Origin of the sequence: Helicobacter sp. 12S02634-8 (genome assembly GCF_002272865.1) — a bacterium.
Taxonomy (GTDB): domain Bacteria; phylum Campylobacterota; class Campylobacteria; order Campylobacterales; family Helicobacteraceae; genus Helicobacter_J.
Genome location: NZ_MLAP01000008.1, coordinates 14171 through 27601 on the forward strand (window position 1 = coordinate 14171; position 13431 = coordinate 27601).

The following is a 13431-nucleotide window of genomic DNA, read 5'->3' on the forward strand; positions in this document are numbered from 1 at the left end:
TCAAAATGGAAGCCACATTTCAGATCAATAACAACCCCAAAAAGCGAACTTTTATCTACAAGGGCTTTAAGGCCTTTAGCAATGGTGCGTATCAAAATGCACTATTCTTTTTCTCGCAAGCACTTTTTTTAGACAAAGACGATCTCAATGCAAAAATAGGGCTTTTGCTCGCAGATATTGCTATGGATTTTCCCAAAGAGGCCTATGGATTTTATGAACTCTATCAAAACCTGCTCAACTCCCAGCCCCGCGCAGCTAGAGCCAAAGTCCAACACCAGATTTTAGACCTCATCAAGTCTTTTGATAGCAATCTCAATAAATTATCTGATCTTTTTTATGATGAAGACTCGATAAAAGCTGATAGCATTGATGGGATTTTGTATAAAGATTTCAAAAAGCTCACAAAAAACAAGAACTTCAAAAAAACTTTTCAAAGCTTGATGTTTAGCACTAAAATTATATTCACCAATAAAAATGATTTTTATGATTTTTTGGAGCTTTTGATTGAAAACGACCTCTATGAAATGTCGATTAGCTACATCGAAAATATCCAAAATCTCACCTTTTATGACAATAAAATCAACAAAATCCTACAAAAGGCGGCTCAAAAGCAAAGTGAAAATACCAAAACCCATTGAATACAACAAAAAAAAATATGCCTTTTTGAGCGATGATTCTAGGATTGCGTGCAATGACTCTGATGTGCTATTTGTCCAAACCAAGCAAAATGCCCCCTTTGCCAAAGAGCTCATAGACAAAGGACTTGATATTTTGCCCGCACAAGATTTGCACAAATATTTCAACCTCACACCTAAAATCATCGGTATCACTGGCACCAATGGCAAGACCACAACAGCTGCAATCATCTATTCAATTTTATTGGATATGGGATATTTGTGTGCATTGCTAGGCACAAGGGGGTTTTTTGCCAATGACAAACAGCTAAGAGGCAAAGGGCTCACCACACCGAGTATTTTAGAGCTTTATGAAGATATCGAGCAAGCAGCGGTCTTAGGCTGTGAGTTTTTCATTATGGAAGTCAGCTCACACGCCATCACTCAAGAGCGCATTATCGGACTTGATTTCTGCGCTAAAGTCCTTACCAACATCACTAGCGACCACCTCGACTATCACAAAACGTTAGAAGAATATATTCGGGTCAAAAATAGCTTTTTTGCTGATACCACGCTCAAAATCATCAATCGCGATGAACCAAAAGCCTCTTTCAACCCCACAAATGCCTATGGTTATGGGATTGAAGCAAAAACCCATCTAAGCGTGAGTGCATATTCCCTCACTCAAGGGCTCTCTGGGCATATCATCTGGAGAGAAGACCCCCGCAATAGGGATTCTAACTTGCAAGAATCCTTGATAGAATCCCCCCTCTATGGCTTGCATAATCTCTATAATATCTTAGCAGCGCTTGCTTGTATCAAAGCACTCACAAAAGCCCCATTGCAAGAGATCATCAAACATCTTGAGAATTTTGCTGGGGTGAGTGGGAGAATGGAAGTCATCTCGCAAGACCCTCTTGTTATCGTGGATTTTGCCCATACACACGATGGAATGCGCCAAATCTTTGAGAGCTTCAAGTCAAGAAAAATTTCTGTTGTCTTTGGAGCAGGTGGTGATAGAGATAAGAGCAAACGCCCAAAAATGGGGCGATGTGCCTATGACTATGCCCAAAAAATCTATATCACTTCAGACAACCCACGCTCAGAAGACCCCCAAGCCATCATTGCCGATATTCTAGCAGGTATCCCCCCACACCCAGCCCACCCCATCACCATAGAAGCCGATAGAAAACGAGCAATCCATATGGCCTTAGATGCGCTTGAGCCCGATGAAATCTTGCTTGTTTTAGGCAAGGGCGATGAAACCAATCAAATCATCGGAGGGGAAAATATACATTTTGATGACCGAGAGATCATCAGAGAGCATTTGATACACAAGACTCGCAAATGATTTTAAAGCAAAATGCGTTAAAATATTTCAAAAACAATCTAAGGACAAGATGATGGAAACTCTACAACAAGCAGGCTTTAGCCTGTGGTGTGATTTTATCGAAAGGGATTTTTTAGCAAATGGCTTCAAAGATCTCCTCAAAAAAGGTGCGATACAAGGGGCTACAAGCAATCCGAGTATCTTTGCTAACTCTATCCTCTCTTCACCTATTTATCAGCACCAAATCACTGCCCTCAAAGGCAAAAAGCCCAAAGAAATCTATGAAACCATAGCAATACAAGACATCAAAACAGCTGCCCTAGCCCTAAGACCCCTTTGGGAAAAGGACAACAACAATGGCTATATCAGTATCGAAATCGACCCATTTTTAGGCAAAGACGCACCCAAGAGTATCCAAGAGGGCAAGCGACTTTTTGAAGCAATCGACGCCCCTAATGTGATGATCAAAATCCCTGCGACCCAAGCTGGCTATGAAGTAATGCATGCACTCTATCAAGACAATATCCCCATCAATGCGACCTTGATATTCTCCCCCCAACAAGCCAAACAATGCGCTGCTATCTTCAAAGACACTCCCACCAAATCACGCAAACCAAATCACGCAGTCATCAGTGTATTTGTATCGAGATTTGATCGCGCGCTCGACCCGATTTTAAAAGACAAAGCCCCTGGCTTAATGCTCCAAGCAGGTGTTTTGAACGCTATGGAGTGCTACCATCTCATAGAAGCTCATGAAAATCCCTATACCCGCACACTCTTTGCCTCCACGGGCGTCAAAGACCCCCACCTACCCAAAGACCACTATATCAAGGCTTTGCTCTTGCCCCATTGTATCAATACTGCACCCCTAGAATCCATCAATGCCTATCTCCAATCCCCAACCCCCGCTCTCCAACCCCTAAGAGACAAACAGACGATCCACTCCCAGCTCCAAGCAATCCAAGCAGCAGGGATTGATATGCCCTCTCTTTATACGAGCTTGATGGAAGAGGGCTTGAGGGCTTTTATCACATCTTTTGAAACATTATTGCAACGCATTTCGAGCTGATATCTGGTAGATTTTTAGAAACTTTAAAGGATTTTTAGATAAAATAAGCCCTTTTAAAACCAAAATGACAAGGATTCAAAATGTTAGAAGGCATTATTAGAGAGAGTATTTCAAAGGCAAGCACAAAAGCCCTAAGAAACGATGGTTATCTAATTGCAAATATTTATGGCAAGGGAACTACCAATATCCATTGTGCTTTTAAGACCAACGATTTTATCAAAACAATCAAGACAAAAACATCATTGATCTTCCCTATCAAGCTCGGCTCCCAGACACTTGAAGTTGTCGTCCAAGAATATCAAAAAAACCCCGTGACTAGCGAACTCCTCCATGTCGATCTCCTCTTAGCCCAAAAAGGTGTGGTTTCAAAATACAAAATCCCTGTCAAGCTCAGCGGAACTCCTGTGGGCTTGAAAAATAAAGGCGTGTTGCTCTTTTCTAAAAAGCGCATTACCATAGAAGGCGCTCCTGAAAATCTCCCTGCAAGCTATGATCTTGATGTATCCAAGCTTGATGTGGGCGATTCAATCCTTATCAGAGATTTGCCCCAGACTCCATCTATCAAAATCATCGAAAACCTTTCAGTTGCCATCGTTGGTGTCATCAAAGCCAAGTAACAAGCAAATGGCATCTTTGCTGCTTGCTGGCTTGGGCAATCCCACCGATAAATACAAACACACAAGACACAATATAGGCTTTGAAGTCTTAGATTCCCTAGCCTTAAAGCTAGGGATTGAATTTCAGTTTTCTGCTGCATACAATGCTGCTATCGCTAAATCCCCCTCCCAAGAAGTCTTTTTGCTCAAACCCCAGACTTTTATGAACGCATCTGGTGAGGCCATCGCCCCTATCATGCGCTTTTATAAACTAGAAACTTTGCTTGTTATCCACGATGATTTAGACTTGCCCCTAGGGTGTGTGCGCTTTAAAAGAGGTGGCGGGAGTGGTGGGCATAATGGTCTCAAATCAATCGATACCCACTATGGCAATGACTACTACCGACTGCGCTTTGGTATCAGCAGAGATGAAAAAATACCTGTCATCAACTATGTGCTTCAAGATTTCAAGCCCAGCGAACTCTCCCTCAAAGACCAAACAATCACGCACGCCACAAAGGCATTAGAATTTTTCATCAACAATCGAGATTTTCTGTCCTTGCAAAATCGCTTCACCCAAAACATCAAAAACGAGGGCTTGTAATGCTTTTTCGCTTTGTGGGGTATTATTATTTGAAATATATCTTGATTATTTTTTGTGCGCTTGAAATGTTTTTTATCAGTATTGATAGTCTGAAATATGTAGATAAATTCCCCGATTCAGCCAACCTTGCGATTTTATTTTTTGTCTATGATGCGCTCTATGCGCTCAATTACACACTCCCTATTTCCTTGCTTTTAGCCTTAGTGATCTTTTATGTCAGTATGATCAAATCCAATCAATACACTGCCCTGCTCGCCATTGGCTTTTCTAAAAGAGCCGTGCTCAAGCCTATTTTAGCTATCAGTCTTTTTTTTAGTTTTCTTTATATCGGGCTCAATGCCACGCCCTTTGTCTATGCCCAAGAAAAGGCCGAGGGTATCATCTATCAAGGGAGCTTTTCCAACACCACTGAAGACTTGCTCGTCAAATACGGACAAGACTATGTTTATTTTGGCAAAATCTATCCTATTTTGCAAAAAGCCCAGCATATCAAGATCTTTCAACTCCAAAACAAAGCCCTAAGCTCCTTCACGCAAGCAGATACTGCATATTTTGAAAATGGCTATTGGGTGCTGCAAAATGCGACCATCTCTACCTTGCCTAAAAGCTTTGATCTTGGCGATAAGGGCTTAGATATCACGCACATTGATAGACTCTTGATTCTCAAAGGCTTTCGCCCTAAAATCCTTGATACTATCTATCAAAACAAGCCCTCTGTATCCATCATAGACGCACTCCAGTCTATGCTCATACTCAAAAAACAAAATGCAGGGAGTGAAAAAGTCCGCTCCATGCTCTATAGCTTTATCTTGATTCCATTTTTTGTCCCACTCACTGCTATCATCATCGCCTACTACACCCCCAGCTTAGCACGATATGGGAATCTAGCATTACTAAGCTTTGAATTTATCGTGATTTCACTCATCATTTGGGGCTTATTCTTTGCCTTAGGCAAGCTCAGTATCAGTGGGCTATTTCTGCCTGAAATCGGTATCTTAGCCCCTTTGGTGCTTTTGGGCGCTGTGTCTGTATGGCATTTTAAAAAGATCGACATTAAAACCTAAAACTCTATCAAATATAAAAATATCTTTAAACAAGGCAAGCACAAAACAGAGAGAGAAGTAAAAAGCTAGAGGGAAGCAAAAGGAGTGGAGTAAAAAAAGGGGGGGGGCTCTTTGTGAGCGCCACCTCCATCAATGCAAATGGGAATTATCTTTGATAGGCTGGATATTTTTATTATCAGCAAGCTTTTGATCTTCTACCTTTTTCAAAAACTCAATCAAAGCAATAGAAGCACGGACATACTCCTTAGCACTATGTGATTGTGGGTCAAAAAACACAATAGGCTTGCCACTATCCCCACTTTCTCGCACCTTTGGTTCTAGCGGGACTTCAGCGAGTATTTTTGTATCATATTTATCTGCCATCGCTCTGCTTGTGCCCTTGCCAAAAATGTCATATTCTCCCCCACAATCAGGACAAATAAACCCACTCATATTCTCAATCACCCCTGCGATAGGAATATGCAGCTTGACAAACATATCCAAACAGCGCGCACTATCATCAAGACTGACTTGCTGGGGAGTCGTCACTGCAACCCCTGCACTCACGGGCACACTTTGTGCCAAACTCAACTGCGCATCACCTGTCCCAGGGGGCATATCAATCACCAAAATATCCAAATCACCCCATATCACATCACTCAACATCTGCTCAATCGCACGCATTAGCATTGGCCCCCGCCAAATCAAGCTCTGCCCCTCTTCATACAAAACCCCCATACTCATCATCTCTACGCCAAAAGCTTTGAGTGGAATCAGTCGCTTCCCGCTAGGATCTACATTGGGCTTGGCTGTGTTTAGACCAAACATTCTAGGGATATTGGGTCCATAAACATCTGCATCTAAAAGCCCGACTTTTTTGCCTTGTTGTGCGAGTGCAACAGCGATATTGGCACTTGTAGTGCTTTTACCCACGCCCCCTTTCCCTGAGCTCACCATCACAAAATGCTTGATTTGTGGTGCTAGATTTTTTGTTACAGGTGTTTTGGGCTGAGGTTTGGGGGGCGTTTTGATATCAATATGTATTTCTTGGATACCCAATGCACTAATTTTTTCTCTGATTTCTTTTTCTAACTGCTCACACACAGCCGGTGCACTCGATGGAATATCAAGCAACAACCCCAGCTTCTCCCCGTAGAGCGTAACATTTTTGACAAAACCAAAACTCACAATATCTTTTTCAAAATTAGGATAAATCACCTTTTTCAATACTTCCAATATATTATCTTGCGTAATCATTATCATTTCCTTCTCTTTAATAAAATACACCAACCTTATAATCAATCAAACCTTAATCAATGCTAAATCCCAATAATTCTACACACAATACCCCTCTATGTCCCTTTCTTGTGTGTCTATAGCACCCAAAACCCCAGAATCTGAAAATATTGAAACTTTTTTGCCATATTTGATAGATTTCAGACTAAAATATTTAATAATAAAACTAATATTTTACTAATATGAAATATAGCCACTAAATACCCCTTAAATTGCCACAAGAATATAAATATTTATTTTAAAAATTTTATTTTATAAAAATTATTATTTAAATTTTCACAACAAAGATATGTATTACCCCCTCAAGCAACAATAAAAAATTATAGAATCTTTCTGACAAAAATTTTAATAAGGATTTACTTATGGAAAGCAAAGGTAATTTTATTATTTATCTTCCGCTGATCATTGTCTGTCTTGCCCAAGTGGGGACTTCAGGTGATAATTCAGTTGTCTCTTTGGCTACAGGTCAGTTCATCTCCAAGCTGGGTGCTACGATGGATAAAGTCCAGCTTGCTAATATTATTTATAGCCTGCTAGCAGGGGCTTTGATGGTCTTTGGTGGTATGCTAGGCATTGCTAAGGGCTTCAAAAAAATATTTTTGAGTGGTGCATTTTTATGCTTTTTGGGCGAACTCATCGCTGTCTTTGCGCCCAATATTGACGTGCTCAATTGGGGTGCGCGGCTCATCACAGGGCTAGGCGCAGCCTTTATGATACCGAGTGTATTGGGTATTATTGTCAATCTTTTCAGTGGGGCTAGGCGTGTTGTTGCCTTTGGGGCAATAGGTGCAGCCACGGGGATTGCTGCAATCATCATGCCTCTAGGCGCAGGGCTGATTATGGATCACTTGGGCTATAAAATTGCATTTTTTATCTTAGCCTCTTGGTTTTTTGTTGTTTTTATCTTAGGGACTGCCTTTATCCCCTCTATCTCAAAAAACACCATGAAAGTCGATTATTTGGGTGCTATCTTGACTTTTATCGGGCTGGTATGCTTTATTTTGGGCTGTTCTAAAATCTCTGTATGGGGGCTCATCACGCCATTGAATCCACCTTTTTTATTCTTTGGTATCTCCCCTGCTTTGCCCTTAGTGTTTTTAGGCGTGCTGATTATTGCCTTGACTTTGGTGTTTGAAAACTTCATAGAAAAATCCCGTGGTGCTGCGCTCATACCCCAGTCATTTATCCGCACAAGGCAAGTCAGAAATGGTCTGTATGTCACAGGGCTTATTTTTCTGATGTTTGGCTCTGTATTTTTCTTTGTCCCTGCGTGGATCATGGTCGTAGCCAAAGAAAGCAGTATGCTCTCTGCAGTAGCTGTTGTCTGCACGGCTGTGCCTATGATTGTGCTTTCTTTGCTTTTGCCTAAAAAATTCGCCTATCTCTCACCCCAAAAAGTCTGCTTGGTTTCAGGCGCTTCTACCTTGATTGGTTGTTTGGTGATGATTGCTTCCTTGCAAATAGGTGGGTATGACAAACTCATGCTTTATATCGGGCTTTTGTTTGTTGGTATCGGGATTGGTGGGTTTTCTTCTCAGAGTGCAATGATTGTTTCTGCTGCGCTCAATCCCAGAGATGCCGGCCAGAGTGGTGGCTGTCAAGCATCGATCCGAAATATCTGGCAAGCAGGAGGTGTGGCGATAGTTGGTGCGGTATTTTTGTTTTCCCTCACAGGTATTTTTAAGACAAATGTCGCCCAAAGCGACCTACCCCAAACCATCAAAACCACAATCGCTGATATGAAAGTCATCAACCTGATTAGAACTACAGAGATTATCAAAAAGCTCCAAACTGCAGGTATCAACGACCTCAGCGCTACAGCAGAAAGCACACTATCTGCCCTCTATGACGATGCCACCTTAAAATCAGGACGTCTAGCCCTGTGGGTCCTTTTTATTTTGGTGGCATTGCATATTCCGGGATTTTTTGGGATTCAAAAAAATGGCTGGACACAAAAACTTAAAACCAAGGAGTAGAAAATGAGATTTGACGACATTGATTATGGATTGATCGATCCAAGTAAGCCTGTGAAGGTATTCAGTGCAAAAAAAGTCATCACAATGGATAAAAACAGACCTGAGGCACAAAGTATCGCTGTGCAAGGTCAATACATCGTAGGTGTAGGGAGCAAAGAGAGTCTTTTGCGGGCATTGAAAGTCAGAGAAATCCCTCTTGAGATTGATGACCAATTTGCAAACTACTATATTTATCCTGGCTTTGCAGAACACCACATGCACCCACAGATTATGGGGAGCTTTATGGTTGGGGGCAATTATGTAGGTTTCACTGATAGAACCACTGCTGATGGGAGCATACTCCCAGGGATCCAGAGTATTGAAAAGCTCAAAGACAGAATCAAAGAACTCATCGCTCAAAATGAAGCAAGGCTCAAAAAAGGCGGCAATGAATGGCTGAACTGCTGGGGATTTGACCCTTTAATGCTCGAAGATGCAGATATCACACGCGATGTTTTAGACGAAGTATGCAAAGACTATCCCCTTTGTATCTACCACGCATCAGCCCATATCATGAACCTCAATTCAGCGGGCTTAAAACTCGCTGGCTATGAAGAGCTGCCACCAAGCCCATTTCTCCCACGATATGAAGATGGCAGAATCAATGGCACGATAGAAGAGCCTGAAATGATGCACTATGCGTTTGAAGCTGGGGCTTCTAGGGTGGATTATTCTTTAGAGGGGTTGATAAAGGCCAGTGAAGTTTCTACCAAAATAGCTAGAATCAAAGGCTGCACCTCCGTAACAGACAAAGGCACTAACTTCCCACTCACACCAAAAGATGTAGCCTCTAGGGCATGGCTAGCTGCTAGAGATCAAAAAAAGCTCCATACTCGCGTCAATATGGAAGTGTGGTTTAATACCGTAGATGTCTGGGATTATAAAGGCAAAAAGGGCTGGGAGGCAATCAAGCAAATCCAAAACGAAAAAGACCCGCGCTTGAGTGTAGGGAACTATAAAATACTCATTGATGGCTCTATACAAGGCTTCACAGCCAATCTTTTACCCAACTGCTGCTATATCAAACCCGGCAAAGAAAATGGCTTACTCACAGTCGATGAAGACCACTTGCATAAATATATCCAAATAGCTGAAGAGCACGGTATGAGCGTTTCTGTGCATACCAATGGCAATGGCGCAACAGAAGCTGTCATCAATGTCATAGAAAAAATCAGAAAAAAATCTCCCAATATCGGCTTTAGGCACTCTTTAGAGCACTGCCAACTAGCTACGGAAAACCAATTTTGGCGCATGGCAAAGCTCCATATCACACCCAACCTTTTTACCAATCACCTATATTACTGGGGAGATGCCCACGCTAAATACACCGTAGGCGACCACGGCGTGCGCCATATGGACGCTTGCCGATCGGCTTTAGGCTATGGACTCAAAATCGGTATGCACTCTGATGACCTTGTCACTGAAGTATCCCCTCTCTTTACAGCGTGGTGTGCTGTCAATCGCAAGTCGCTCACAGGCAAAGTCTATGGCGAAGATCAGTGCATTTCTGTTGATGAGGCCATGCGTGCAATCACTTATAACCACGCTTGGCTCGCCCATCAAGAAGATGTCCGCGGGAGTATTGAGATGGGTAAATGGGCAGATTTCACGATATTAGCAGAAGAAGCCACTGAGGACAAAAAAGAGCGCTTAAAAGATATCAAAATCATTGGCTCTGTCATAGGTGGTGATGATATTTTCATCAATGGCAAAAGCTAATGCCTAGCAGACTTTCTGCTGGAGGGGCGAGTGGATAGTAGATATAAGATGATGATAAAATTTCTGTCTGTTTTGTTGGGTATGTGCCTTTGTTTGAAAGCTTTTGACTCTCAATTCCACGGATCGGTTTCTAGCTTCTCAAAACTTGGCTTCAACAACCACAAAGCAGACCTATCTTCAGGGCGATTCCCCACAGAATCTTACTCGTTTTTAAATGCGGGTATGGATTTCAATTTCGGGCTTGGATATGGATTCAATCTCGGGCTTGGGGGCTATGTAGGGGGTGTTGTCTATGATGGAAGTAAGCAAGTCCAAACCACGCAACACACGCCCTTGAACCCTGATGGGATTATCTACAATCTCTTTGGTTTTTGGTCAGGGTCTAATGCTGCCACGCCAGCAACTGCACACAATGCCAAATACTACACACTCACAAATGCCTATCTTGGCTATCAATACGCTGATGATTTTGTATTCAAAATAGGTCGTTTCAAGCTTGGAGGGGATTTAGGCACAGATTGGCTGACTTCTTATGTGCAAGGTCTAGCCCTCTCAAGTGGAGCGATCCCGCATACAAAACTATGGTTTTTTACCATCAATAAAAGAGCCTTTGTGGGTGGCTCGTGGTTCAAAGACTTCAAATATATCAATCCAAACCTTGCTGTTGATAATGGCAAGGGCTTTTATATCTATGCAGGTGGGGCAAATATCACATATAAAAATTTCAATATCAATGCTTATATTTACGCACAAGACTCACGATTCATCGCACCAGGCTTTCGAGCCAAATATGACCAAAAGCCCAGCCCCCATTTTGGATTCAAGACAGAAATTTTAGGGCTTTTTATGACTCATTTTGCCCCTGGTATGCGTAAAACAAGTGGCTTCAATAACTACCCCCAAGGCAGTGCAGGCTCACCCCAGCACTATGAAACCACTATCCCTGCTTTGATGCCTACTATCGGAAAAGGTGGCGTGAGCTTGATGTTTAAACAGACCTCTTATGTGGATATTTATGACTTTGGCTTTGTGCTGTATAAAAACTTTGGCAATCCCAATGAATTCCTAGGCAGTGTCGGCGATCCCACGGGGTATGATAATTGGACAAATAGTGTCTATGATAGTGCCACTTGGAATAATGCCTTCAGACGCGATGCATTGGATATATTTTTGTTTGCTAATGCCAGTTATGAGCGGCTAAAATTAGGTCTGCTCGCTCGCCTGACTCACGCTAAGAGGGCTGATGAACAAAGCTTGAGCTTGAGTATGGCTTATCAGTTTGCCCACGGGATTGACGCAGGATTTAAGGCTGAATACTACAATAACACAACTTTCAAAGGCTACACCTTAGGTCTTCCTCCGAGCGCTGTTGTCTTGAGTCAAAATATCTCCCAAGACAGAAGCTTTATCCAAACTTTTATCAATTATCAATTCTAGCCCACCCCAAACTTTTCTATCCCCCAACGCAAGCCCAACACAAGCCCCACACGACCCATTATCCCAAACCTTGCTATCAATCTAGCCCCTAAGATATGCATAAATATAATACACGCAAATATAACACGCACAAATATGCGTGGCTAAAGTATATGCCCCTCTCCCTTTTTAAGGGCGTTAGGGGTATTAGTTTTTTTTGAATTTTAATGTGTTGTGATGATTTTAAATATGTGTTTTGGGCTATTGTGCTGTTTCTGTTTCTTGATATTCTTTGAAAATATCTTGACTGATTTTATAGCTACAAAACTTTGGCCCACACATTGAGCAAAATTCTGCTTCTTTGAATACATCTTGTGGGAGGGCTTCATCGTGGTATTCTCTAGCCCTCTCTGGGTCGAGCGCTAGGGCAAACTGCTCCTTCCAATTAAAGCCATATCTCGCATCACTCATCGCATCATCTCTATCTCTAGCCCCTACCCTACCGCGTGCAATATCAGCTGCATGCGCTGCTATCTTATAGGCCAAAATCCCCTCACGCACATCTTTAGCATTGGGCAAGCCTAAATGCTCTTTGGGCGTTACATAACACAACATCGCCACGCCTTTCCAAGCTGCCACACACGCTCCAATAGCACTTGCGATATGGTCATATCCTGCTGCAATATCTGTCACCAAAGGCCCTAAGACATAAAAAGGCGCTTCGTTGCAATATTCTTTTTGGAGCTTGACATTGCGTTCGATCTGATTGAGTGGGACATGGCCTGGCCCTTCTACCATCACTTGCACATCGGCTTCATAAGCCCTTTGAGCAAGCTCACCTAAGACCTTGAGCTCTGCAAATTGCGCAGCATCACTGGCATCAGCCAAACAACCTGGCCGCAGAGAATCCCCCAAACTCAAACTCACATCATATTCTTGACAGATTTTCAAAATCTCATCATAAGCTTCATAAAATGGATTTTGCTTATGGTAATGCATCATCCAACTAGCCATCAAACTCCCACCCCGACTCACAATCCCCATCTTGCGTCTGCTCACATAAGGCATATGCTCGAGCAAAAATCCACAATGGATAGTAAAATAGCTCACGCCCTGCTGGGCTTGTTTCTTGAGCACATCAAGCATGAGATTGATATCAAGTTGCATCACATCATTTTTGACATCGTGGAGGATCTGATACATAGGGACTGTGCCAATCGGTATGTTCGAAGCTGTGATGATGGCTTCTCGGATTTTATCGAGGTTCCCGCCTGTAGAGAGATCCATCACGGTATCTGCACCATATTTGATAGAAACTTTGAGCTTTTCTACTTCTTCATCAATACTATTGATGATAGCTGAACTCCCGATATTTGCATTAATTTTAGTTCGCAAAGCCACGCCTATTCCCATCGGTTCTAAATTAGTATGGTTGATATTTGCAGGAATAATCAATCTGCCTTTTTGCACTTCTTTGCGTATATGCTCTGCTTGGAGGTTTTCTTTATTAGCGATGTATTCCATCTCAGGGGTAATGATACCTTTTTTGGCATAATGCAATTGTGTCTTGATCTTATCATCTTTGCGTTGTGCGATCCATTGCGTTCTCATAATATTTTTTCTCACTTTCAAAATACTTTAGGGTATATTTTAATTTAATGTTTCTAATTATACACAAAACCTTGCTAATAAAATTTTCTAAAACAGACTCAAATACAAGTTTTCAAAA

The 13431-nt window shown here is 42.1% G+C and carries 11 protein-coding genes; 9 read left to right on the forward strand and 2 right to left on the reverse strand.

The window, feature by feature from the left end; all coding sequences use genetic code 11:
- The first annotated feature begins 5 nt into the window (after positions 1 to 5).
- The 6 genes from BKH46_RS06035 to BKH46_RS06060 all read left to right on the forward strand — a co-directional run bounded on the left by BKH46_RS06035 (position 6) and on the right by BKH46_RS06060 (position 5277).
- Positions 6 to 638, forward strand: coding sequence for a histidine kinase (locus tag BKH46_RS06035; protein ID WP_095225942.1), 633 nt, complete (start codon positions 6 to 8; stop codon positions 636 to 638).
- Complete coding sequence (locus BKH46_RS06040) at positions 616 to 1965, forward strand: UDP-N-acetylmuramoyl-L-alanyl-D-glutamate--2,6-diaminopimelate ligase (protein WP_172402582.1); 1350 nt, start codon at positions 616 to 618, stop codon at positions 1963 to 1965. Before BKH46_RS06035 ends, BKH46_RS06040 begins: the two co-directional genes overlap by 23 nt.
- A gap of 52 nt (positions 1966 to 2017) precedes the next feature.
- Positions 2018 to 3013 (forward strand): transaldolase, encoded by a 996-nt coding sequence (locus BKH46_RS06045; protein ID WP_095225944.1) that lies wholly within the window; start codon positions 2018 to 2020, stop codon positions 3011 to 3013.
- 80 nt (positions 3014 to 3093) lie between these two features.
- On the forward strand, positions 3094 to 3630 hold the full coding sequence (locus tag BKH46_RS06050) for a 50S ribosomal protein L25/general stress protein Ctc (protein ID WP_095225945.1): 537 nt from the start codon (positions 3094 to 3096) through the stop codon (positions 3628 to 3630).
- A 7-nt stretch (positions 3631 to 3637) separates the two neighbouring features.
- Positions 3638 to 4213, forward strand: a complete 576-nt coding sequence (pth, locus tag BKH46_RS06055) for an aminoacyl-tRNA hydrolase (RefSeq protein ID WP_095225946.1) — start codon at positions 3638 to 3640, stop codon at positions 4211 to 4213.
- A complete protein-coding gene (locus BKH46_RS06060) occupies positions 4213 to 5277 on the forward strand; it encodes an LptF/LptG family permease (RefSeq protein ID WP_095225947.1) in 1065 nt (354 codons plus the stop codon). The genes pth and BKH46_RS06060 overlap by 1 nt, the downstream gene beginning before the upstream one ends.
- A 129-nt stretch (positions 5278 to 5406) precedes the next feature.
- Here BKH46_RS06060 and BKH46_RS06065 read toward each other — a convergent pair whose 3' ends face one another.
- Positions 5407 to 6513 (reverse strand): Mrp/NBP35 family ATP-binding protein, encoded by a 1107-nt coding sequence (locus BKH46_RS06065; RefSeq protein WP_095225948.1) that lies wholly within the window; start codon positions 6511 to 6513, stop codon positions 5407 to 5409.
- A gap of 401 nt (positions 6514 to 6914) precedes the next feature.
- Between BKH46_RS06065 and BKH46_RS06070 the strand changes: the two genes are divergently transcribed.
- From BKH46_RS06070 to BKH46_RS06080, 3 genes are read left to right on the forward strand one after another with little or no spacing between them, the layout of a single operon-like run.
- Complete coding sequence (locus tag BKH46_RS06070; RefSeq protein ID WP_095225949.1) at positions 6915 to 8528, forward strand: MFS transporter; 1614 nt, start codon at positions 6915 to 6917, stop codon at positions 8526 to 8528.
- Positions 8529 to 8531: 3 nt separating this feature from the next.
- The gene (locus BKH46_RS06075) at positions 8532 to 10286 is read left to right on the forward strand and encodes an amidohydrolase (RefSeq protein WP_095225950.1); all 1755 of its coding nucleotides are present in this window, start codon (positions 8532 to 8534) and stop codon (positions 10284 to 10286) included.
- Between the two features lie 30 nt (positions 10287 to 10316).
- A complete protein-coding gene (locus tag BKH46_RS06080) occupies positions 10317 to 11723 on the forward strand; it encodes an outer membrane family protein (protein ID WP_095225951.1) in 1407 nt (468 codons plus the stop codon).
- 240 nt (positions 11724 to 11963) lie between these two features.
- On the opposite strand, the gene thiC is transcribed toward BKH46_RS06080, so the two are convergent.
- Positions 11964 to 13313 (reverse strand): phosphomethylpyrimidine synthase ThiC, encoded by a 1350-nt coding sequence (gene thiC, locus BKH46_RS06085; RefSeq protein ID WP_095226024.1) that lies wholly within the window; start codon positions 13311 to 13313, stop codon positions 11964 to 11966.
- Positions 13314 to 13431 lie beyond the last annotated feature (118 nt).